The organism is Aliivibrio thorii (assembly GCF_057368585.1).
Genome location: NZ_CM170654.1, coordinates 2,417,214 through 2,439,896 on the forward strand (window position 1 = coordinate 2,417,214; position 22,683 = coordinate 2,439,896).

Below are 22,683 nucleotides of genomic sequence, written 5' to 3' on the forward strand. Positions count from 1 at the left end.
TTCTCGTGTGCGTTACTTTTTAGCCAGCTTCTCTTTGATACGAGCTGATTTACCAGAACGCTCACGTAGGTAGTACAACTTGGCACGACGTACTGCACCGCGACGTTTAACTTCGATGCTGTTTACAACTGGAGAGTGTGTTTGGAACGTACGCTCAACACCTTCACCGTTAGAAATCTTACGTACAGTGAACGCAGAGTGTAGACCACGGTTACGAATAGCGATTACAACGCCTTCGAATGCCTGTAGACGCTCACGGTCACCTTCTTTAACTTTAACCTGAACTACTACAGTGTCACCTGGAGCGAATTTAGGTAGGTCTTGTTTTAGTTGCTCATCTTCAAGAGCTTTAATGATGTTGCTCATTTTTGTATATCCTAGAATAAACTGATACTAAATTTCTTAATTACTTACTTTGCTGATGTTCTTCACGAACAAACTCAGCCAGTAATAATTCCTGTTCGTCAGTCAGAGCTAGATTTCCCAGGAGCTCTGGTCTTCTTAGCCAAGTACGGCCTAACGATTGTTTCATTCGCCAACGAGCGATATCTTTATGATTTCCAGATTTAAGTACACTAGGTACTTCCTTACCATCCAAAACCTCAGGCCTTGTATAGTGCGGACAATCTAACAAACCATCTGCAAAAGAATCTTCTTCAGCGGACGTGAAATCCCCTAATACACCCGGAACAAACCGAGATACAGAATCAATCAACGTCATAGCAGGGAGTTCCCCGCCGGTAAGCACAAAATCGCCAATTGACCATTCTTCGTCAACTTCTGATTGTATTATGCGCTCATCTACTCCTTCGTATCGGCCACAAATAAGAATTAAATTCTCATTAGTTGCTAACTCCTCAACACCTGCTTGATTCAGCGTTCTGCCTTGAGGTGAAAGGTAAATCACTTTCGTTTTGCCTGGTGCTGCTTCTCTGGCTGCTGTAATGGCATCGCGCAAAGGCTGTACCATCATTAACATTCCAGGACCACCACCATAAGGTCGGTCATCAACAGTGCGATGTTTATCATGAGTGAAATCTCTAGGATTCCATGTCTCAATAGATAAAAGACCTTTTTTAATTGCTTGGCTAGTTACCCCAAAATCGGTAACCGAACGGAACATTTCAGGAAATAGGCTAATAACCCCAACCCACATGTGCCCTCGCTTTACCTAGGGATTAGAACCCAGGATCCCAGTCAACTTCGATCCGTTGAGCTTCACGATCAATTAATTTGATCACTTGCTCATCAATAAAAGGAATCAATCGTTCCTTTTTACCAAAAGCATCTTTCAGGTTTGCTTTGACTACAAGAACATCGTTTGATCCGGTTTCAAAAATGTCGTCAACAACACCAAGACCGTAGCCTTGCGTTGTAACCACTTCCATACCAAACAATTCACGCCAGTAGAACTCATCTTCTGACAGCTCAGGTAGTACATCTGCTTTAACTGCAATTTCTAGGTTAGTATAAGTTTGAGCTTCTTCTCGAACTTCTAACCCTTCCAGTTTGCACACCAAACCTTTATGACGTTTCCAGCTTTCGACTGAAAACTCGACCCACTCACCTTTAACTTGGATAAGCCAAGGTTTGTAATCGAAAATGCTTTCAGGTTGATCTGTAAAGGAAACTACTTTCAACCATCCACGAATACCATAGGAAGCACCAAACTTACCTATAACAATAACTTCGTCTTGCTTACTCATAAATTCTTTACCTTTAACCAACTAATATTAAGCCGCTTTTTTAGCGTCTTTAACTAGCTTAGCTACACGATCAGAAAGACCAGCGCCTTGCTCAACCCAGTGACCAACACGATCAAGATCTAGACGTAGACCTTCTTCTTGACCTTGTGCTGTAGGGTTAAAGAAACCTACTTTCTCAATGTAACGACCAGTTGCTTTGAAACGGCTGTCCGCTACTACGATTTGATAAAATGGACGCTTCTTAGCGCCGTGACGTGCCAAACGAATGGTAACCATATCGTCCTCTATTTGCTTTGTATAAAAATTAAATTGGCCCAAAAAAAATATTTTTCTTGAGCCCTCGTGCCAAAATAAAGCCCCGAAATTTTACTCTTATGAGCTTTCAATGCAAGGGCTTTAGCTACTTTTTCACCAATTATTTCTGTAATTAATGAAAAAATTGGGTAAAAAAGGTGCGCTAGGTTAAATTTATCAATAAATTAACTTGTCGCACCTTGTTATCTGATTTTTACGTCGAGAGAATAAGAGTTAACAGTTAGCGACCAAAGCCACCCATACCGCCCATTCCACCACCCATCATTCCTTGCATATTACGCATCATGCCTTTCATTCCACCTTTCTGCATTTTTTTCATCATCTTTTGCATTTGAGTGAACTGTTTCAGCATACGGTTTATATCTTGTACTTGGGTACCAGAACCTGCTGCAATACGCTTTTTACGAGAACCCTTAATTAATTCAGGGCGCTCACGTTCTTTTAATGTCATTGAGTTAATAATAGCTTCCATTTGATGGAACATTTTATCATCAACTTTATCTTTTACATTATCAGGTAGTTGAGACATGCCTGGAAGTTTATCCATCATGCCCATCATACCGCCCATGTTCTTCATTTGGCCAAGTTGCTCACGAAAATCTTCAAGATCAAAGCCTTTTTTCTCTTTGAATTTCTTCGCTAATTTTTCCGCCTTTTCTTTATCTACATTCTTTTCAAGATCTTCGATTAAAGAAAGAACATCCCCCATACCTAAAATACGAGAGGCAATACGTTCTGGGTGGAAAGGTTCTAATGCATCAGTTTTCTCACCAACACCCAAAAATTTAACTGGCTTACCGGTAATATGACGAACAGATAGTGCAGCACCACCACGAGCATCACCATCAACTTTCGTTAAGATAACCCCCGTTAGCGGTAACGTATCACCAAATGCCTTTGCTGTATTCGCCGCATCCTGACCTGTCATTGCATCAACAACAAACAAGGTTTCAATTGGGTTTACATGCGCGTGAAGTTGTTTGATTTCATCCATCATTTCGGTATCAACAGCCAAGCGGCCTGCTGTATCGACAATGACTACGTCAAAAAACTTTAATTTTGCGTGACTAATTGCACCATCAACAATATCAATCGGCTTTTGCTCTGCACTTGATGGGAAGAAGTTCACATCAACTTCTGCAGCCAATGTCTCTAGTTGTTTGATTGCCGCTGGACGATATACATCGGCAGACACAACAAGAACTTTCTTTTTATCTCTTTCTTTTAATAGCTTAGCTAATTTACCTGTACTGGTTGTTTTACCTGCACCTTGCAAACCTGCCATTAAAATAACCGCCGGAGGCTGACACGCTAAATTAAGAGCCTCATTAGAGTCTCCCATTATTGCCTCTAACTCAGACTGAACGATTTTTATAAATTCTTGCCCTGGTGTTAGGCTTTTTGAAACCTCAACACCAACCGCATTTTCTTTTACTCGTTTAACAAAATCACGAACAACAGGTAAAGCAACATCCGCCTCTAGTAGAGCCATACGCACTTCACGCAGTGTTTCTTTAATGTTGTCTTCTGTTAATCGACCTTTACCACTGATATTTTTCAGTGTCTTGGATAGTCTATCCGTTAAATTATCAAACATATTCTTGCGCCTACTTTGCGACCATATCTCGATTATACCTAAATCTGAGACGTTATAATTAAAATTTTTTATACTAACTGAATCACACCTACCGAGATGGCCCTCTAAAGGGTATAATCAAATTGTTGATAAATCGGATGATCAGTGAATTATGGATACCATTACAGCAATCAGTGCTGCTCTTTTTTACTTTCTTGCATTGGCTTTTATTGTTCCTGGCTTAGCTGGCCAAAATAAAATTCAAACAAATGTTGTATTTATATGCGCATCACTTGCGTTACTTGTGCACGCCTGGCAGCTAAAAGAGCTGATCTTAAATAGCTTTGGACAGAACCTCAGTATTCTAAATGTTGCATCTCTAATTAGCTTTATTATTTCTTTGGTAATGAGTGCTTCCATGCTCAAATTTAGAGTGTGGTTTATCCTGCCCGTTGTTTATAGTTTCTCTGCAATAAACCTACTGGCTGCAACCTTCTTACCTGGTGCTTTTATTACCCATTTAGAAAACCATCCAAGCCTATTAATTCATATATCGCTAGCATTATTTGCGTATTCAACGTTAATGATAGCAACACTTTATGCTCTACAACTTGCTTGGCTTGATCATAAACTAAAAAGTAAGAAGTCATTAACTCTTAATCCAAATCTTCCCCCTTTAATGATGGTAGAACGTCAACTTTTCAAGATCATCCTTGTAGGTTTAGGCCTATTAACTCTTACATTATTGACCGGCCTCACATTCATTCAAGATATGCTCGCTCAAGGTAAAACGCATAAAGCGGTTCTTTCCTTCTTGGCTTGGATAATCTATGCGGTATTAACTTGGGGACACTATCGTCAAGGTTGGCGTGGACAAAAAGCATTGTGGTTTAGTCTTGCTGGAGCATTTCTACTTACGCTTGCTTACTTTGGTAGTCGTTTTGTTCAAGAAATTATTTTGACTTAACACCGATAACCTACTCATTTTTCACGATCAAAATTGACATCTTTACTATTAGTATTGATAAATACGCTTTACAACTATTTTTAAATTGAGGACTTAGACACTTGGACGACATATCAACCGGCGCCCTATTTACTCTACTTGCTGTACTTATTGTTATCTCTGGTTACTTCTCAAGCTCAGAAACGGGCATGATGTCGTTAAACCGCTACCGCCTAAAGCACCTATCCAATCAGGGTCATAAAGGTGCGAAACGTGTTGAAAAGTTATTAGGTCGTCCTGACCGTCTTATCGGACTCATTCTTATTGGCAATAACCTCGTAAACATCCTAGCCTCAGCAATCGCGACTATCCTTGGTATGCGTCTATATGGTGATTATGGTGTTGCTATCGCTACAGGCATACTAACACTTGTTATTCTTGTTTTTGCTGAAGTAACCCCAAAAACACTTGCGGCTATGTATCCTGAGCGAGTGTCTTACAGTAGTAGTATTGTCTTAAATATATTAATGAAACTTCTTTCTCCATTAGTCATATTAGTTAACTTTATTACAAATGGTTTCTTAAAAATCTTAGGACTTGGAAACCGCAATGATGATAAAGATAATCTGAGTTCAGAAGAGCTTCGAACAGTAGTACATGAGGCTGGAGGCTTAATTCCTCGCCGACATCAAGATATGTTAATTTCAATTCTAGACCTAGAACATGTCACAGTGAATGACATCATGGTCCCTCGTAGTGAAATTACAGGCATCGATATTAACGACGATTGGAAGTCTATTTCCCGTCAATTAGCACACTCTCCTCATGGACGTATTGTACTGTATCGAGATCAAATTGATGAGGTCGTTGGAATGCTGCGCTTACGTGAATCTTACCGATTGATGCTTGAAAAGAATGAGATGACGAAAGAAACCCTATTACGAGCAGCTGATGAGATTTATTTCATTCCAGAAGCAACACCACTAAACAGCCAATTACTCAAATTCCAACGCAATAAAGAGCGTATTGGACTTGTCGTAAATGAATATGGTGATATCCAAGGATTAATTACATTAGAAGATATCTTGGAAGAAATTGTTGGTGAATTTACAACGTCGATGGCACCAAGTTTAGCTGAAGAAATTACACCTCAACCTGATGGCAGTTTCATGATTGAAGGCAGCGCTAATATCCGAGATATAAATAAAGGCTTGAAATGGGATTTACCCACAGATGGCCCAAGAACATTAAATGGGCTGATATTAGAACATTTAGAAGAAATACCAGAGACTGATATAAATCTTGAAATTGATAATCACAATATGAAAATTATTGCGGTTGAAGAAAATAAGATCAATTTAGTTAAAGTATTTCCAACACCTGAAGAAAAGACAAAATAAACCTTTATAAAAAAGCCCGTATTAATTCGCTAATACGGGCTTTTTTAGATCATAAGTAAGTAAACTAATTAACTGATAGCTCTTTTAGCATTGATTCAGGCAGTGCAAGTTCATCATTTTTATTAACTCGAATCCCCGAAGCTAAAATAGCAGTAGCAATCGCCTTGGCTTCTTCTAATGAATGCATTGCATACGTACCACACTGATACTCATTTAATTCAGGAATTTTATTTTGAGCTTCCACTTTTAATACATCTTCCATTGAAGCAATCCAAGCATTTGCCACTGTTTGTTCTGCTGGGGTTCCAATCAAACTCATGTAGAAACCAGTACGACATCCCATTGGCGAAATATCAATAATTTCTACTTCAGTACCATTAAGGTGATTACGCATAAAGCCAGCGTATAAATGCTCTAACGTATGAATACCTTTTTCAGACAAGATATCTTTGTTTGGGGCTGTAAATCGCAAATCGAATACCGTAATCGTATCGCCTTTTGGTGTTTGCATTGTTTTTGCAACACGAACAGCAGGAGCCTCCATACGAGTATGGTCAACGGTGAAACTATCTAATAATGGCATTATTTAATCCTTTAATTTATGAATGGTGACTTACCACCACCAACTACTTTGTCTTTCAAGCTCAGCTTTACATTGTTTTAATTGCCAGCCATAAGTTTTAGCTTGAGACTCAACTCTACGTGCTATCTTAATCAATTGCGGCTTACTTTGATAGCTTTTGCGTTTATAACCACCTCGCCCTTCATGATAAGCAAGATATTGGTTATACGGATCCCACTTTGAAATCCCTAAACGCTTTTGGGTACCATCAGTATACCAACCTATAAACATTATCGCATCATCAAAACTACTGCGTGAGCCGCCACCCGTCGCATCTTCATATTCCTCCCATACAGGATCTTGTGCTTGAGCATATCCATAGGCAGAGCTTGGACGGCTCCATGGAATAAATCCTAATAATTTCGTTCTTGGTGGACGCACATCTGAGCGAAAGCTACTTTCTTGCTTCATTATAGCCATAGCAACATTGATTGGAGTACCATACTCTTCTGTCATGTCTTTGGCATCATCATACCAACCACTTTTCTCTCGAAAGATCTCGCATAAATTATCTTGCTTTGTTGGTGGTGTAGTCGCGCAACCCGATAGTATTAATAATGCTAATGTTGCGATAGAAAATTTATAGTTCATATATTTACTCAATAAAAAAGCACTGCTACTCATAGAATAACAGTGCTTTATAATTTCAGGTGCCGTTACTTCAAATAACTGAAATAATCTTCTAAATATTCAGAAAAGGACTGCTTATCGTTCGATTCAATCTCTTTCTGAGCTAGAATAGAGCGCTTAACTTCAGCATCTAACTCTTCTTTTGTATAAAAGCTATATTGATGACTAAGGTGCGTTTCTCGATGCTGAACCGCAAGATCACAGCCTACCTTACCAATACCACCACCTTTTTTAGTTTCTGCAAGTAGGCGACCTGAAATCGTTAATTCAGGATCTTCAATCATTGCAGTTAAACGCTGATGAGTTTGTTGGTATTCATCATCGCCATTTACCGAATCTATCTCTTTAGCAATAAGAAGCAAATCATCAAAGACGCGTTCTGCCCATGCTTTTTGAGTAAGCCTTTCACCTTGACAACCAATTTGAAGCTCTAGCCCAGGTTTACGGCCTTTCTCAATAATCTTATTCCAATTATCTTTCCAACAAGCCATTTCACTGTCATTCATTGGCGCTGAATCTGTTAATACTGCCCAAGTTAGAAATAGGTCAAGGAAACGCACTTGGTCCTTATCAACACCAACCGAACTGAATGGATTCACATCTAATGAACGAACTTCAATGTATTCAACACCTGAACGTTCTAATGCTTCTGATGGGCGTTCACCCGATTTTGCTACGCGTTTAGGTCTAATCGGTGCATATAATTCATTTTCAATTTGAAGCACATTCGCATTTAATTGAATATGCTTTTCACCTTCCTTTAGTCCAATGTTAGCAAACTCAGCAGATGGAGTGCGAATCGCTTTATTTAAGCCTTCAACATATTCATCAACGCTGTTTAGGCTAATTTTCAAGTCACTTTGAGCGTCATTAGTATACCCAAGATCACTTAGGCGCAGCGAAGTGGCATAGGGTAAATATAATGTATTACCTACAGATTCAAATTCCATTGACGTTTCACGCCCTTGGATAAATGAACTACATAACGCAGGCGATGCACCAAAGAAATAAGGGATTAACCAACCAAAGCGGTAATAGTTACGAATAAGGCTAAAATACGCATCTGACACAGAGGCTTGTCTATCTTGCTCTGTTTGTTCACCAAATAATTCATCCCAAAATTGTGTTGAGAAAGAAAAATTAAAATGCACTCCTGAAATAACCTGCATAACACTGCCATAGCGACGCTTAAGGCCTTCACGATACGTTGTTTTTAATTGACCTACATTCGACTCACCATATTGAGCCAATGCAATGTCGTCATCTTTAGTAACAAAACACGGCATTGATAATGGCCAAAGCTTCTCTTCGCCCATATGAGATACGGTGTAATGATGCACATCTTCAAGTTGATTAATTACACTATCAACATCATTTGATACTGGCGTAATAAATTCTAATAAAGATTCTGCAAAATCTGTTGTTATGTATTTATGAGTTAATGCTGAACCTACGCCTACTGGATGCGGCCTTGAAGAAAGCGATCCGCCAAGAGTAAATCTTAGGGTTTCTCTTTCAATTCCTCGGCCTGCTTTTTTAAATGCCAGAGGATTGGAAGCGACTTTCTGTAATCGGTTGATAAATTCGGTCAAAATACATTCTCGCTATTGAGGTAAGCTCAACATAATGTTGATTTATATCGTGGGATATTAGCAAATTTTAATAACAATTGGATACGAAAAAACGGCAATATTAATTTGATATTGCCGTTTTTCTAACAATAGCTACTCCTTAGGAGTTATCAACTCAACCGGTAATCCTAATGTTTTCAATTTTGGAGTCAGTGATTTTTTATCTCCAACAACAATTATTTGATATTTTGTAGGATCAAACCATTTCGTAGCTAAATCATTAAACTCATCGCGTCCCAGAGTAGCAATCAACTCATTTTGCTCATCAATAAAATCAGTATCTAACGAGTACGTTAATATTTTACCTAATAAATTGGCTTTCTGACTTGGTGTTTCATACTTCAACGCGTCTTGTTGACCAACCGCCAAGCGCATAAAGTTAAGTTCATCCATTGTCATGCCATCATCAGCAAATTTCTGCATCTCTGCGGTAAACTCTTTGATTGATTCAAGCGTCACGTCTGCGCGTACTTGAGCATAAAAAATGGACATACCAACTTCTTTATTTCCAGTTAGATAACCTCCCGCACCATAGGTGTAGCCTTTATCTTCGCGAAGATTTTGGTTAATTCGACTATTGAAGTTCCCACCTAAATTAAAATTAGCAAGTTGCGTTTCGAATAACTCACCAGTGGCATCAAAAGGCATACCTTGTCGAACAAAACGAATCACACTTTGAGGTGCATTAGGTTTATCAATTAAATATACTTTTTGTTGAGTTAACTTTGGTAATTTTTGTGGTGCTAACAATTGTGGTGCTTCACCTTTCCACTGAGACAGAAACGAAAGTTTTGATATCAAATCTGATTTATTAATATCCCCTACAGAAACCACTTGCGTACCTACTGAGGTATAGTTTTCTTTATAAAAACGCTTTACATCATCTAGAGTAAGATTCTTTACTGAAGCAATCGTTCCATCTGGTGAGCGGTCAAATATTGTTCCTTTAAACAAAATTTCTCTTGTAGCTTGAGAGGCTAGCCATGATGGTTTTTGATGACTATAAACCAAACCTTCTACCGCTTGTTTTTGTAGACGATCAAAGTCAGCTTGCTTGAATGCAGGAGAGAACAACATTTCATTTACGATAGACAAGGTTTTATCTAAATTTTTAGTTAATGAAGAGACTGAAACTCCTGTCGTGTAGTTACCAGAGTTAAATGAAATTCCACTGCCTAGTTTATCTAAACGTTTCTGAAGAGCTTCTGAACTTGAGACTGTAGTTCCTTCTTCCATCATTGCTGCTGTTAATGAGGCTAAACCTTCTTGGCCTCGTGGAACGTAACGATTTCCGGCGGGAATAGATATTTGTAATTGAACCGTTGGCGTTTCAATTGCTTCTGAACCTAGCACCTCAATACCATTAGCTAATTGCGCACGGAAAATATCTGGTGTTTTAGCGGTAACAGCTTTTGATGGTAATGGCATCACAGAGCGATCAAAATCATCAACTGCTTTACGTACATCTAAGCTACTGTCATCAATTTTCTTATATTCAGGTAAATCGCGCTTTGGTGTCGTAAAGTTAGGCGCTTTAACTTGCAGTTGCGTTTTTCCTTTTGGTACAACACTTAACGTTACTTTGTACTTATTCGCAATATACGTATCAAAAGCTTGAGAAACTTTTTCTGGAGTAACCGCTTTAAGTTCAGCCAACTGTTTTTCTAGCTGATCAGGGTTACCATAAAAAGTTTCATTAGAAGCAAGCTGAGACACTTTTCCAGAAACTGATTGCAAACCAAAAATAGCGCCAGCTTCTGCACTCCCCTGCACTTCAGCAAGGTCTTCTTGAGATACTCCTTCTTTCTCAAACTTATCTAAAACATCCATCACTTCTTTATATGCAGTAGCAAGGTCATTCTTATCACTAGAGTCAGTCATCGCATAGACATACATAGTACAAGACAGCTCTGCACAATCATGGAACGCTCCAGTATCGACTACTTTGCCCGTCTTCACTAGATCTTGATAAAGCAAACTCGTTTTGCCATCACCAAGTAAGGTGGCTAACATATCAAGACTAGCTTCCGTTTTCTCGCCACGATACGTTGTTGGCCAACCAATCATCACCATCGGTTGTTGAATTCTATCTTCCAAAGTAATAAAACGATCTTCAGTCAGAGTCACTGGTTGCTTAGGTGCATTTTCAACTTCTGGTCCACGAGGAATTGAACCAAAGTATTTATTTACCCACTCTAATGTCTGCTTACTGTCTAAATCACCACCAATGGTAATAACCGCATTATTTGGGCCATACCAACGTAAAAAGAATGCTTTAAGATCATTCACATCTACACGATCTAGGTCTTCAACATAACCAATTGTTTGCCATGAATAAGGATGGTCTTGTGGAAATAAAGCCTCTCCCATACGTTCATAAATTAACCCATAAGGTCTATTATCATAATTTTGACCACGTTCGTTCTTAACTGTACTGCGTTGAATCTCAAATTTCTTCTGGGAAACGGCGTCAATTAAGAATCCCATACGATCTGACTCTAACCAGAGCATTTTCTCTAATTGATTTGCTGGCACGGTTTCAAAATAATTGGTTCTATCACGGTTCGTTGTGCCATTTAACGTACCACCCGCTTCAGTAATAATCTTAAAGTGTTGCTGATCACCTACATTTTCAGAACCTTGGAACATCATATGTTCAAAGAAATGCGCAAAGCCTGATTTACCAATTTCTTCTCGTGCAGAACCAACATGATAAGTAACATCAACGTGCACAAGTGGATCAGAATGATCTGGGCTTAAAATAACCGTCAATCCATTTTCTAATGTGTATTTTTGGTATGGAATAACCGTTGTGCCTTCTTTTGGCAATACTTGTTTAACTAAAGTAACGCCTTGTGGTAAGTCAGCGCTTTTTGGCGCTTCAAATTCAGAGTTACTGCAACCCGCTAGAGCCAGTACTATCGAGAGACCTAATAATTTTTTCATTTTAGTTCCTATAAAATCCCATTAACTGCGAGCGATAACAGAAGATATCGTGCAGCCTTTCCTATCCCAATTAAAATTACGCATGGCCAGAATCTCATTCGTAACCATCCGGCTGCAAGACAAAGAGGATCACCAATAATAGGTAGCCAACTGAACAATAATGTCCAATAACCGTACGTTTTGATCCATTGAATGGCTTTATGACCATGTTTCTGTGAAGAAGTTTTATCAGGAAGTAACAAACCAATCCAATAATTTGTTATTCCGCCTAGCGTATTTCCCAATGTTGCAACGGCGATTACTGTCCACATTGAAAAGCTGTTTAGATTTAATGTTGCAATTAAGCTTGCTTCAGAGGCTCCAGGAAGTAAAGTGGCACTTAAAAATCCAGAACTAAATAATACCCATAATGCTGAATCTGTATTGAACCAATCAAACATGACTGAATTAATTCCATTGATTACGATTTATATTACTACAGCATAAAATAAAAAAGGGCGCGCCTGCACCCTTTTATTGTTAAGTTTTATTTGGAATTACCCAACAAGAGCTAAAAGGATACCTGCCGCAACAGCTGAACCTAATACCCCTGCCACATTTGGTCCCATTGCATGCATTAATAAAAAGTTTTGAGGGTTAGCTTCAAGCCCCACTTTATTAACAACTCGTGCAGCCATTGGTACTGCAGATACGCCTGCTGCACCGATAAGCGGGTTAATGTCTTCTTTTGAATACTTGTTCAATACTTTAGCCATTAATACGCCACCGGCAGTACCAACACTGAAGGCAACTGCGCCCAATAATAAAATACCCAAGGTTTCTACATTCAAAAAAGTTTCAGCTTTTAGTTTTGAGCCAACGCCTAAACCTAAGAAAATAGTAACAACATTGATTAATTCATTTTGAGCGGTATTCGATAAGCGATCAACAACACCTGATTCTTTCATTAAATTACCCAAGCAGAACATCCCAACTAATGGCGTTGCTGATGGTAAAAATAAAATCGTCATTAGTAGTACAGCAAGAGGGAAGATGATCTTCTCTGCCTTACCTACATGGCGTAATTGAGCCATTTTAATTTGACGTTCTTCAGGTGTGGTTAATGCTTTCATTATTGGCGGCTGAATAATTGGAACAAGCGCCATATAACTATAAGCAGCAACAGCTATCGCTCCTAATAAATCAGGAGATAATTGGCTCGCTAAGAAAATAGCCGTTGGGCCATCTGCACCACCAATAATTGCGATTGATGAAGCATCAGCTAGTGTAAATTCCATTCCCGGAACATAGTTGAGTAAGATTGCACCAAACAGCGTTGCAAAAATACCGACTTGGGCCGCAGCACCTAACCACAAGGTTTTTGGATTCGCAATGAGCGCACCAAAATCTGTCATTGCACCTACACCCATAAAGATTAGTAATGGGAATATCCCCGTTTCTATCCCTACGTAATACACGTAATACAATAACCCACCAGGATCAGTGAATCCTGCGTTTGGAATATTAGCCAATACTGCACCAAACCCAATTGGTAGCAATAGTAATGGCTCGAATCCTTTTTTAATCGCTAAGAACAAAAGCCCACAACCCACGAAGATCATAATAAGTTGTTCAAACTTAAAATTCGCAATTGCGGTTTCATTCCACAATGTTAATAAACCATCCATGTTTAACTACCTTACGCTAGAGAAAGCAACGGTGCACCAACTGCTACCGCATCGCCTTCCTTAGTTAAAATATCTTGCACTGTACCATTGCGCGAAGCTCTGATTTCAGTTTCCATTTTCATAGCTTCAAGAATAAGTAGTACGTCACCTTCAGCCACTTCAGCACCTGGTTGCACTAAAACTTTGAAGATTGTACCTGCAAGTGGAGCATCTACAGATTCTGCATCTACCGCTGACAATTGTGCTGATTGAACAGGTACTGCTTGTGCTGATATAGGTGAAACAGAAGAAATAATGCCTTGAGGACCAACCTCAACATTATAAACTTGACCATCCACCTTAACGCTATAAGCTTCAACGCCACCTTTTGCAGGCGCCGCTTTAACATCAGCGTCTGTTTCGGTTCCTGGCGCTGGTTCAAATGCCTCTGGATTATTACGGTTATTAAGGAATTTCAAACCTACTTGTGGGAATAGTGCATAGGTTAGAACGTCATCCACTTGTTGTTCTGCCAATTCAATATTGTCTTCTTTTGCTTTAGCAATCAGTTCATCAGTCAATGTATGAAGTTCTGATTTTAATAGATCCGCAGGACGGCAAGTAATTGCTTCTGCTCCATCTAATACTCGGGCTTGTAACTCAGCATTGACCTCTGCAGGAGCTGAACCATATTCACCCTTTAATACACCTGCTGTTTCTTTTGTGATGCTCTTATAGCGCTCACCAGTAAGTACATTAATAACCGCTTGAGTACCTACAATTTGAGAAGTCGGTGTAACTAGAGGAATATAGCCAAGGTCTTTACGTACTCTAGGGATCTCTAGTAGTACCTCATCCATTTTGTCTGCAGCGCCTTGCTCTTTAAGTTGACTTTCCATATTAGTAAGCATGCCACCAGGAACTTGGGCGATAAGAATACGAGAATCTACACCTTTCATTTTTCCTTCAAATTTCGCATATTTCTTACGAACTTCACGAAAATAAGTTGCAATAGGTTCTAGTTGCTCAAGGTTAAGATTAGTATCACGACCCGTTCCTTCTAACATTGCGACAACAGTTTCTGTTGGTGTATGACCATATGTTTGGCTCATTGAAGAGATAGCTGTATCTAGAATATCGATACCCGCTTCAACCGCTTTTAATGCTGTCGCTGTAGATAAACCTGTTGTAGCATGGCTATGTAACGCAAGAGGTACATCACACGACGCTTTGATACGAGTAATCAGCTCTTCTGCTTCATAAGGCTTAAGCAGACCTGACATATCTTTAATACATAAAGAATGACAACCCAGATCTTCAAGGCGTTTTGCTAAATCAACCCAAGTATCTGAATTATGTACAGGGCTCGTTGTGTAAGAAAGAGTTCCTTGTGCGTGAGCACCAACGTCTATCGTTGCCTTTACTGCTGTTTGAAAGTTTCTAACGTCATTCATTGCATCAAAAATACGGAAAACGTCCATCCCATTCGCGTGCGCTCTCTCAACAAACTTTTCCACCACGTCATCAGCATAGTGACGATAACCTAATAGGTTTTGGCCGCGTAATAACATTTGCATCGGTGTATTTGGCATCGCTTTTTTTAATAAACGTAGACGTTCCCATGGATCTTCACCTAGGTAACGAATACAAGCATCAAAAGTTGCTCCACCCCAAGTTTCTAATGACCAATAGCCGATTTTATCAAGCTGTTCAGCGATTGGCAGCATATCTTCGACACGCATACGAGTAGCAAACAATGATTGATGAGCATCACGAAGTACCACATCAGTGATAGAAAGTGGTTTAGACATACTTACAAACTCCTTGTAATAATTTTCCTAAAACAGTTTATCGATTCTTTTGACGGTGTAATTTAACCGCAGCAGAGATCGCAGCAATAATTTGAGGCTGGACTGTTGTTTGATCGCGATTTTGAACCTTTTGGATCGCTAATGCCTGCTTAGGAGCGAGCTCCACGGGCAGCAATCGAGACATAAGTCGAACGAGGTAAACGAGGATGGTAAGGAATGCGAATACGACGCCCATGCCTGTAAGCATTAACGTTGCAGCTTCCCCTAATAGACTTCCAATGTCTGTCATCTTTTATTCCTTTTTTGATGAGAGTGACAATGTAAAACTTAATAACAAATTGTGTTCTTTTATTCTAAAAAGAAAGAGTGATTATCTCGACATCAATAAATTTGTCAAATACGAAACGATCACAAATTATTCAAAAAAGCGTTTTATAGTGAGGTATGTCCATACACTGCCACTAATCACTTAAGAATAAACTGATTACAATCAAATTACCTAATAATAACCTATAATTCGATCTATTTAATAATAGTACCAATTAATTAACGAAATTTCTTATAGGCATAAAAAAACCCGACCATAAAGATCGGGTTCTTTTAAATAATGGTGCGCCAGGGAGGATTCGAACCTCCGACCGCCTGGTTCGTAGCCAGGTACTCTATCCAGCTGAGCTACTAGCGCACAGTAATTCTAATTGTCTTTGTAACTAAATATTGTAACCAATAAACAGTTACAAAAAGAAATAATGGTGCGCCAGGGAGGATTCGAACCTCCGACCGCCTGGTTCGTAGCCAGGTACTCTATCCAGCTGAGCTACTAGCGCACAGTTAATTCTGATTGTTTTTGTAACTAATATCGTAACCGATAAACAGTTACAAAAAGAAATAATGGTGCGCCAGGGAGGATTCGAACCTCCGACCGCCTGGTTCGTAGCCAGGTACTCTATCCAGCTGAGCTACTAGCGCACAGTTAATTCTGATTGTTTTTGTAACTAATATCGTAACCGATAAACAGTTACAAAAAGAAATAATGGTGCGCCAGGGAGGATTCGAACCTCCGACCGCCTGGTTCGTAGCCAGGTACTCTATCCAGCTGAGCTACTAGCGCACAGTTAATTCTGATTGTTTTTGTAACTAATATCGTAACCGATAAACAGTTACAAAAAGAAATAATGGTGCGCCAGGGAGGATTCGAACCTCCGACCGCCTGGTTCGTAGCCAGGTACTCTATCCAGCTGAGCTACTAGCGCACAGTTAATTCTGATTGTTTTTGTAACTAATATCGTAACCGATAAACAGTTACAAAAAGAAATAATGGTGCGCCAGGGAGGATTCGAACCTCCGACCGCCTGGTTCGTAGCCAGGTACTCTATCCAGCTGAGCTACTAGCGCAAAATAATTCTTTTGCGTTCTTGCTGAATAAATCAACATGAACAAATAATGGCGGTGAAGGAGGGATTCGAACCCTCGATGCGGGTATAAGCCGCATACTCCCTTAGCAGGGGAGCGCCTTCAGCCTCTCGGCCACCTCACCGTTTTGTATTTCGCTTAATTCGTGATCATCTGCAAAAAATCACTACTATTGACAAATAAACTTATCAATAAAAATAATGGTGCGCCAGGGAGGATTCGAACCTCCGACCGCCTGGTTCGTAGCCAGGTACTCTATCCAGCTGAGCTACTAGCGCACTATAATTCTTTTTCATTCTTGCTGACCATAAAGATCAACATGAATCAATAATGGCGGTGAAGGAGGGATTCGAACCCTCGATGCGGCTATAAACCGCATACTCCCTTAGCAGGGGAGCGCCTTCAGCCTCTCGGCCACCTCACCGTCTTGAGGAGGCACATATTACGGTTTACCAAAAATATGTCAATGACTTTTTTAGTAAAAAATAACGCTTTTTGTTCAACAGCCTATGAAATAACCAAAATGAGCAAAAATAGAACGTTATACGTAGTTTGCACCTTTATTTTCTGTTTATTTATCTGTTCTAAAACAGGTAAAAACAAACAAGGCTGACAACGTCAGCCTAATTCATACGAATTAAAAGTTACCTTGTAAAGCAGCCGGTGTTCCTTTTTCCGCTTGAATGCGCATATAAATCTCTTCACGGTGTACAGATACTTCTTTAGGTGCATTAACACCAATACGTACTTGGTTGCCTTTAACGCCTAGTACAGTAACTGTTACTTCGTCACCAATCATTAGAGTTTCACCTACACGGCGAGTCAAAATTAGCATTCGAATGCTCCTTGAGTTATCTCAGTATTATAATAAATGTATGTATTGTCGGTTATCGCTTATTTTCATAAACGTCTCTGCTCAAGAAACAGCGATCATAAGGTTATTATCTTGTGATTGCTCTGTAATAACAAACGTTTTGTGTAAAATTTCTGCCGCTCGTTGTAAATCAGCTTGATTCACGATAACTGACACACTTTTCGGCTCTATATCATATTGATAAATATCAATACTATTCACCATTAGTTGATTGCAAGCAGAGTCTACCATCCCTTCAACATTATCCCCGACTAACGTCAGAATTGATAAGCTACTAATATTGCGTATTTTTGTATTAAATGCCAGTTTCAATTGTAAAAAAGTTGCTTTTGGCACAACAATTTGAAAACAATCACACCTTTCATCTAACACTTTATATTGTTTATATAGCTCTCTTTGTTCCTTTGCTGAAATACCTGCGCATTCAACAAGAAAGAGATCTTGTTTTAAAGCTAACCCAGTTACAGCTAAAACTTCTTTTGGATTCTCACAGATAAGGGTCCCTTCCCCATCATCAAAAGAAGATAAAACTCTCAACGTTACCGATGAGTTCCAAGCATGAGTAACAGACTGCTCTTGAAGAACCTTAGCCCCTGACTTAGCTAATACATGCATATCAGAGAAAGAAACTTCTTTTAAGCGGCGAGTATTAGAAACAAAACGAGGATCTGAAGAATAAACACCATCAACATCCGTAAAGATCTGACACTCGTCTGCATTTAGTGCAGCAGCTAAAGCAACAGCGGTGGTATCAGAGCCACCTCTGCCTAATGTTGTAATATTACCTATGCTATCTCGACCTTGAAAGCCAGCAACAATAATCACATAGCCCTTATTTAGCCATGTTGTAATTAAATCAGTTTCAATATGTTCAATCGTTGCATCATTAAATACATCGTTTGTCTGGATTCCAGCTTGATCTGCAGTTAAAGAAATCGCCTTGATGCCCTTTTGGGTTAAAGACATGGCTAATAGCGCAATAGAAACTTGCTCTCCTGCGGAAAGAAGCATATCTAGTTCACGAGGTTCTGGAACCTCACTAATTTGATTTGCTAAATTCATTAGGCGATTGGTTTCACCAGCCATAGCTGAAACAGCAACAACGACATCATGCCCTTGTTGCTGCGTTGAGATGATACGTTCAGCAACCGATTGGATCCGTTCAATAGATCCAACCGATGTACCACCGTATTTTTGTACAATTAATGCCACTGATACGACCTATTACAGACGCTCAGTTAGCCAAGCTTCAACAGAAGCAAGAGCTGCAGGTAATGCTTCTGCATCAGTACCGCCAGCTTGAGCCATATCTGGACGACCGCCGCCTTTACCACCAACTTGTTGTGCAACCATATTTACTAGTTCGCCAGCTTTAACTTTACCGATAAGGTCTTTAGTTACGCCTGCAATCAAGCTTACTTTACCATCTGAAATATTCGCTAATAGAACAACACCGCTGCCAATTTGGTTTTTAGCGTTATCAACCATGGTACGTAAATTTTTACTATCTGCGCCATTTAAAGCGGTAATTAATACCTTAGTACCTGCAATTTCTTGCATTTTTCCCATGATATTTGCACTTTCAGCAGTCGCTATTTTCTCTTGAAGTAGTTGGATCTCTTTTTCAAGTTGCTTCGCTTTTGATGCTGCTTCACTTAGTTTCTTATCTGCTGCTTTTTGTTGAGCTTCAATTGCATCTAGTGCTGCTTCACCAGTAACCGCTTCAATACGACGAATACCTGCTGCGATACCACCTTCTGAAGTGATTTTAAATAAACCAATATCACCCGTGCTTGCTGCGTGAATACCACCACATAGCTCAGTTGAGAATTGCCCCATAGAAAGTACACGAACTTCATCGTCGTATTTCTCACCAAATAGAGCCATTGCGCCTTTTTCTTTTGCAGCATCAATGTCCATTAGGTTTGTTTCAATCTCATGATTCAAACGAATTTGTTGGTTAACAATACGCTCAACTCTACGCAATTCTTCAGCTTTAACACCTTCAAGATTAGAGAAATCAAAACGTAAGCTTTCAGCTTTAACTAATGACCCTTTTTGAGTTACGTGCTCACCTAATACTTCACGAAGTGCTGCGTGTAATAGATGCGTAGCTGAGTGGTTTAGAGTAATCGCAGTACGACGTTCTTCATCAACTTGAGCCATTGCACTATCAGCCGTTGATAATACGCCTTCAACTAACTTACCGTGATGACCAATAGCATTACCTACTTTTTGAGTATCGGTAACAACAAATTTACCCGCTTCAACAGTAATAATACCAGCATCACCAGATTGACCACCTGACTCAGCATAGAACGGCGTCACATCTAAAATTAGAATCGCGTCATCGCCAGCAGAAAGAGTTTCAACAGCTTCGCCTTCACGGAAAATCTCTAGAACTGTCGCTTTAGCTTCAGTCGAGTTATAACCATGGAATTCGGTTTCTGATTCTACCTTGATAACAGCATTATAATCAGTACCAAATTGGCCTGCTTCACGAGCACGTTGACGCTGCTCTTCCATCGCTTTTTCAAAACCATCTTCATCGATAGTTAATTCACGTTCACGAGCAACATCATTAGTTAAATCTGCAGGGAAACCGTAAGTATCATAAAGTTTAAATACCGTTTCTCCATCAAGAACAGTACCTTCTAGGTTATCTAACGCTTCGTTTAGAATCACCATGCCACGCTCAAGCGTACGGCCAAAGTTCTCTTCTTCAATCTTAAGTACTTTTTCTACAAGTGCTTGTTGCTTTTTAAGCTCTTCGCCAGCCGTACCCATGATTTCAGCTAACGGGCCAACTAGTTTATAGAAGTAAGAACCTTTAGCGCCTAACTTGTTACCATGACGTACTGCACGACGAATAATACGACGTAATACGTAGCCACGACCTTCATTTGACGGCATAACACCATCAACAATTAAATAAGAACAAGAACGGATGTGATCGGCAACAACACGTAAAGATTGGTTTGAAAGATCATCATAACCAACAACTTTTGCTGTTTCTTTAATTAACGTTTGGAAAATATCAATTTCATAGTTTGAGTGTACGCCTTGCATGATTGCTGCAATACGCTCAATACCCATACCTGTATCTACTGATGGCTTTGGAAGTGGTTCCATAGTGCCATCAGCTTGACGGTTGAACTGCATGAAAACGTTGTTCCAAATTTCGATGAAACGGTCTCCGTCTTCTTCAGGAGTTCCTGGACGGCCACCCCAAATATGCTCACCGTGATCGTAGAAGATTTCAGTACATGGACCACAAGGTCCTGTATCACCCATCTGCCAGAAGTTATCTGATGCATAAGGTGCGCCTTTGTTATCACCGATACGGACTATACGATCTGCAGGAATACCCATTTCTTTATTCCAGATTTCGAATGCTTCGTCATCTGTTTCATAGATAGTCACTAACAGACGGTCAGCAGGAAGCTCTAAACGCTCAGTTAAGAATTCCCATGCATATTTAATCGCATCTTGCTTGAAGTAATCACCAAAGCTGAAGTTACCAAGCATTTCAAAGAAAGTATGATGACGAGCAGTAAAGCCTACGTTTTCTAAATCGTTATGCTTACCACCAGCACGAACACAACGTTGTGCTGTCGTTGCACGAGTGTAGTTACGCTTCTCTGAACCGAGGAAACAGTCCTTAAATTGGTTCATACCTGCATTGGTAAATAAAAGAGTTGGATCATTTGCTGGAACTAGAGAAGAACTCTCAACAATTTGGTGTCCTTTGCTTTCAAAAAAAGCAAGAAACGCACGGCGGATCTCGTCAGTGCTCATATACATGTGGATATTCCTGATTGAATCGTAGTTTAACTCACCCTTGTACTCAGTTAAGCCAAGCAGTGTTTTTAAGACAGAATTTCAGATATTGTATACGCAAATGAGAGCGAAATATAGATTGAGAAGAGCGATCAAAGAAGGAAAGGGAAATAATTCTATTTGTGATTAGTACCGTCTCTTTTTATAGACGTAAAAAAGCCAAACAAAAAAGTTTGGCTTTCTATTATTTTATTGAGAATTGAATAAATTAAAACTCTTCGTTTTCTTCTTCAATTTTTTCTTCGATTTCAGGTTGTTCTTCTGCTGGCGTTAATAGCATTTCACGTAGTTTATGATCTAGCTCTGCTGCAATCTCTACATTCTCACGCATGAATTTAGACGCATTTGCTTTACCTTGACCTATTTTATCGCCGTTATAGCTGTACCAAGCACCCGCTTTATCTACAAGTTTATGCTTAACGCCTAAGTCAATTAACTCACCTTCACGGTTAAAACCTTTACCGTATAAGATTTGAGTTTCTGCTTGCTTAAATGGCGCTGCAATTTTGTTTTTAACTACTTTAATTCGAGTTTCGTTACCAACAACTTCATCACCATCTTTTACTGCACCAGTACGACGAATATCAAGACGAACAGATGCGTAGAACTTAAGTGCATTACCACCGGTTGTCGTTTCTGGGTTACCAAACATCACACCAATTTTCATACGAATTTGGTTGATGAAGATACACATACAATTTGATTGTTTTAGGTTCCCCGTTAACTTACGCATTGCTTGAGAAAGCATGCGAGCTTGAAGTCCCATGTGGCTGTCGCCCATTTCACCTTCAATCTCAGCTTTTGGCGTTAGTGCAGCAACTGAATCGACTACGATTACATCAACCGCTCCAGAGCGCGCTAATGCATCAACGATTTCTAATGCTTGCTCACCAGTATCTGGTTGAGAACATAATAATTGGTCAATATCAACACCCAGTTTTTGAGCGTAGATTGGGTCTAGAGCATGCTCCGCATCGATAAATGCACAGGTTTTTCCTGCTTTTTGTGCTTGAGCAATCGCTTCCAAAGTTAGTGTTGTTTTACCTGATGATTCAGGACCGTAGATTTCTACGATACGTCCCATTGGTAAACCGCCAGCACCTAGAGCAATATCAAGAGATAAAGAACCAGTAGACACAGTTTCAACATCCATTGTGCGGTTATCGCCCAACTTCATAATTGAACCTTTACCAAATTGTTTTTCAATTTGACCTAATGCTGCGGCCAGTGCTTTTTTCTTGTTATCGTCCATTTGATTCTCCAGATTTCTAGATCACTAAATCAGTTAATAACCAGTAGTATACTGTCTATTCATACAGTGTCTATA

Annotated in this window: 19 protein-coding genes and 9 tRNA genes; 2 read left to right on the top strand and 26 right to left on the bottom strand. The window is 39.6% G+C overall.

Features of this window, described 5'->3' with window-relative positions; translation table 11 throughout:
• Positions 1-12: 12 nt before the first annotated feature.
• The 5 genes from rplS to ffh form a co-directional block, all read right to left on the bottom strand.
• Complete coding sequence (gene rplS / locus AC2IP4_RS10980; RefSeq protein ID WP_005417803.1) at positions 13-366, bottom strand: 50S ribosomal protein L19; 354 nt, start codon at positions 364-366, stop codon at positions 13-15.
• A gap of 40 nt (positions 367-406) precedes the next feature.
• Positions 407-1,156, bottom strand: a complete 750-nt coding sequence (trmD, locus tag AC2IP4_RS10985) for a tRNA (guanosine(37)-N1)-methyltransferase TrmD (RefSeq protein WP_486307022.1) — start codon at positions 1,154-1,156, stop codon at positions 407-409.
• A gap of 22 nt (positions 1,157-1,178) precedes the next feature.
• Positions 1,179-1,706, bottom strand: a complete 528-nt coding sequence (rimM, locus tag AC2IP4_RS10990) for a ribosome maturation factor RimM (RefSeq protein ID WP_130044251.1) — start codon at positions 1,704-1,706, stop codon at positions 1,179-1,181.
• A gap of 27 nt (positions 1,707-1,733) precedes the next feature.
• On the bottom strand, positions 1,734-1,982 hold the full coding sequence (rpsP, locus tag AC2IP4_RS10995) for a 30S ribosomal protein S16 (protein ID WP_005417799.1): 249 nt from the start codon (positions 1,980-1,982) through the stop codon (positions 1,734-1,736).
• A 259-nt stretch (positions 1,983-2,241) separates the two neighbouring features.
• Positions 2,242-3,618, bottom strand: a complete 1,377-nt coding sequence (gene ffh / locus AC2IP4_RS11000) for a signal recognition particle protein (protein ID WP_486310276.1) — start codon at positions 3,616-3,618, stop codon at positions 2,242-2,244.
• A 151-nt stretch (positions 3,619-3,769) separates the two neighbouring features.
• On the opposite strand from ffh, the gene AC2IP4_RS11005 reads away from it, so the two are divergent.
• Positions 3,770-4,564 (top strand): cytochrome C assembly family protein, encoded by a 795-nt coding sequence (locus AC2IP4_RS11005; protein WP_375321836.1) that lies wholly within the window; start codon positions 3,770-3,772, stop codon positions 4,562-4,564.
• A gap of 101 nt (positions 4,565-4,665) precedes the next feature.
• Entirely contained in the window at positions 4,666-5,943 is a 1,278-nt protein-coding gene (locus tag AC2IP4_RS11010) for an HlyC/CorC family transporter (protein WP_486310277.1), read from the top strand.
• 64 nt (positions 5,944-6,007) lie between these two features.
• On the opposite strand, the gene luxS is transcribed toward AC2IP4_RS11010, so the two are convergent.
• The 21 genes from luxS to recA form a co-directional block, all read right to left on the bottom strand.
• A complete protein-coding gene (luxS, locus tag AC2IP4_RS11015; RefSeq protein ID WP_375321834.1) occupies positions 6,008-6,526 on the bottom strand; it encodes an S-ribosylhomocysteine lyase in 519 nt (172 codons plus the stop codon).
• Positions 6,527-6,556: 30 nt separating this feature from the next.
• Complete coding sequence (locus AC2IP4_RS11020; RefSeq protein ID WP_375321833.1) at positions 6,557-7,156, bottom strand: transglycosylase SLT domain-containing protein; 600 nt, start codon at positions 7,154-7,156, stop codon at positions 6,557-6,559.
• A 65-nt stretch (positions 7,157-7,221) separates the two neighbouring features.
• On the bottom strand, positions 7,222-8,787 hold the full coding sequence (gene gshA, locus AC2IP4_RS11025; protein ID WP_375321832.1) for a glutamate--cysteine ligase: 1,566 nt from the start codon (positions 8,785-8,787) through the stop codon (positions 7,222-7,224).
• A 132-nt stretch (positions 8,788-8,919) separates the two neighbouring features.
• Entirely contained in the window at positions 8,920-11,772 is a 2,853-nt protein-coding gene (locus AC2IP4_RS11030; RefSeq protein WP_486310278.1) for a M16 family metallopeptidase, read from the bottom strand.
• Between the two features lie 8 nt (positions 11,773-11,780).
• Complete coding sequence (locus tag AC2IP4_RS11035) at positions 11,781-12,212, bottom strand: YqaA family protein (RefSeq protein ID WP_486310279.1); 432 nt, start codon at positions 12,210-12,212, stop codon at positions 11,781-11,783.
• A 96-nt stretch (positions 12,213-12,308) separates the two neighbouring features.
• Positions 12,309-13,439 (bottom strand): sodium ion-translocating decarboxylase subunit beta, encoded by a 1,131-nt coding sequence (locus tag AC2IP4_RS11040; protein WP_486307019.1) that lies wholly within the window; start codon positions 13,437-13,439, stop codon positions 12,309-12,311.
• Positions 13,440-13,450: 11 nt separating this feature from the next.
• Positions 13,451-15,229, bottom strand: coding sequence for a sodium-extruding oxaloacetate decarboxylase subunit alpha (oadA, locus tag AC2IP4_RS11045; protein WP_375321828.1), 1,779 nt, complete (start codon positions 15,227-15,229; stop codon positions 13,451-13,453).
• 37 nt (positions 15,230-15,266) lie between these two features.
• Entirely contained in the window at positions 15,267-15,518 is a 252-nt protein-coding gene (locus AC2IP4_RS11050; RefSeq protein ID WP_375321827.1) for an oxaloacetate decarboxylase subunit gamma, read from the bottom strand.
• 319 nt (positions 15,519-15,837) lie between these two features.
• Positions 15,838-15,914: transfer RNA gene (locus AC2IP4_RS11055), tRNA-Arg, on the bottom strand.
• Between the two features lie 65 nt (positions 15,915-15,979).
• Positions 15,980-16,056 (bottom strand) — tRNA-Arg (locus AC2IP4_RS11060).
• Positions 16,057-16,121: 65 nt separating this feature from the next.
• Positions 16,122-16,198, bottom strand: a tRNA-Arg gene (locus AC2IP4_RS11065).
• A gap of 65 nt (positions 16,199-16,263) precedes the next feature.
• Positions 16,264-16,340, bottom strand: a tRNA-Arg gene (locus AC2IP4_RS11070).
• A 65-nt stretch (positions 16,341-16,405) separates the two neighbouring features.
• Positions 16,406-16,482 (bottom strand) — tRNA-Arg (locus AC2IP4_RS11075).
• A 65-nt stretch (positions 16,483-16,547) separates the two neighbouring features.
• A tRNA-Arg gene (locus AC2IP4_RS11080) sits at positions 16,548-16,624 on the bottom strand.
• 49 nt (positions 16,625-16,673) lie between these two features.
• Positions 16,674-16,766, bottom strand: a tRNA-Ser gene (locus AC2IP4_RS11085).
• Positions 16,767-16,843: 77 nt separating this feature from the next.
• A tRNA-Arg gene (locus tag AC2IP4_RS11090) sits at positions 16,844-16,920 on the bottom strand.
• Positions 16,921-16,973: 53 nt separating this feature from the next.
• A tRNA-Ser gene (locus tag AC2IP4_RS11095) sits at positions 16,974-17,066 on the bottom strand.
• A gap of 213 nt (positions 17,067-17,279) precedes the next feature.
• Positions 17,280-17,477 (bottom strand): carbon storage regulator CsrA, encoded by a 198-nt coding sequence (csrA, locus tag AC2IP4_RS11100; protein ID WP_375321826.1) that lies wholly within the window; start codon positions 17,475-17,477, stop codon positions 17,280-17,282.
• Positions 17,478-17,558: 81 nt separating this feature from the next.
• A complete protein-coding gene (locus tag AC2IP4_RS11105) occupies positions 17,559-18,728 on the bottom strand; it encodes an aspartate kinase (protein WP_486307017.1) in 1,170 nt (389 codons plus the stop codon).
• 12 nt (positions 18,729-18,740) lie between these two features.
• The gene (gene alaS / locus AC2IP4_RS11110; protein ID WP_486310280.1) at positions 18,741-21,320 is read right to left on the bottom strand and encodes an alanine--tRNA ligase; all 2,580 of its coding nucleotides are present in this window, start codon (positions 21,318-21,320) and stop codon (positions 18,741-18,743) included.
• A gap of 244 nt (positions 21,321-21,564) precedes the next feature.
• Positions 21,565-22,608 (bottom strand): recombinase RecA, encoded by a 1,044-nt coding sequence (gene recA, locus AC2IP4_RS11115; RefSeq protein ID WP_105054064.1) that lies wholly within the window; start codon positions 22,606-22,608, stop codon positions 21,565-21,567.
• Positions 22,609-22,683: the final 75 nt, after the last annotated feature.

Bases quoted from the DNA above. Each gene is read 5' to 3' on its own strand.
- rplS (WP_005417803.1), bottom strand. From the start codon at position 366: ATGAGCAACATCATTAAAGCTCTTGAAGATGAGCAACTAAAACAAGAC.
- trmD (WP_486307022.1), bottom strand. From the start codon at position 1,156: ATGTGGGTTGGGGTTATTAGCCTATTTCCTGAAATGTTCCGTTCGGTT.
- rimM (WP_130044251.1), bottom strand. From the start codon at position 1,706: ATGAGTAAGCAAGACGAAGTTATTGTTATAGGTAAGTTTGGTGCTTCC.
- rpsP (WP_005417799.1), bottom strand. From the start codon at position 1,982: ATGGTTACCATTCGTTTGGCACGTCACGGCGCTAAGAAGCGTCCATTT.
- ffh (WP_486310276.1), bottom strand. From the start codon at position 3,618: ATGTTTGATAATTTAACGGATAGACTATCCAAGACACTGAAAAATATC.
- AC2IP4_RS11005 (WP_375321836.1), top strand. From the start codon at position 3,770: ATGGATACCATTACAGCAATCAGTGCTGCTCTTTTTTACTTTCTTGCA.
- luxS (WP_375321834.1), bottom strand. From the start codon at position 6,526: ATGCCATTATTAGATAGTTTCACCGTTGACCATACTCGTATGGAGGCT.
- AC2IP4_RS11020 (WP_375321833.1), bottom strand. From the start codon at position 7,156: ATGAACTATAAATTTTCTATCGCAACATTAGCATTATTAATACTATCG.
- AC2IP4_RS11030 (WP_486310278.1), bottom strand. From the start codon at position 11,772: ATGAAAAAATTATTAGGTCTCTCGATAGTACTGGCTCTAGCGGGTTGC.
- AC2IP4_RS11035 (WP_486310279.1), bottom strand. From the start codon at position 12,212: ATGTTTGATTGGTTCAATACAGATTCAGCATTATGGGTATTATTTAGT.
- AC2IP4_RS11040 (WP_486307019.1), bottom strand. From the start codon at position 13,439: ATGGATGGTTTATTAACATTGTGGAATGAAACCGCAATTGCGAATTTT.
- oadA (WP_375321828.1), bottom strand. From the start codon at position 15,229: ATGTCTAAACCACTTTCTATCACTGATGTGGTACTTCGTGATGCTCAT.
- AC2IP4_RS11050 (WP_375321827.1), bottom strand. From the start codon at position 15,518: ATGACAGACATTGGAAGTCTATTAGGGGAAGCTGCAACGTTAATGCTT.
- csrA (WP_375321826.1), bottom strand. From the start codon at position 17,477: ATGCTAATTTTGACTCGCCGTGTAGGTGAAACTCTAATGATTGGTGAC.
- alaS (WP_486310280.1), bottom strand. From the start codon at position 21,320: ATGTATATGAGCACTGACGAGATCCGCCGTGCGTTTCTTGCTTTTTTT.
- recA (WP_105054064.1), bottom strand. From the start codon at position 22,608: ATGGACGATAACAAGAAAAAAGCACTGGCCGCAGCATTAGGTCAAATT.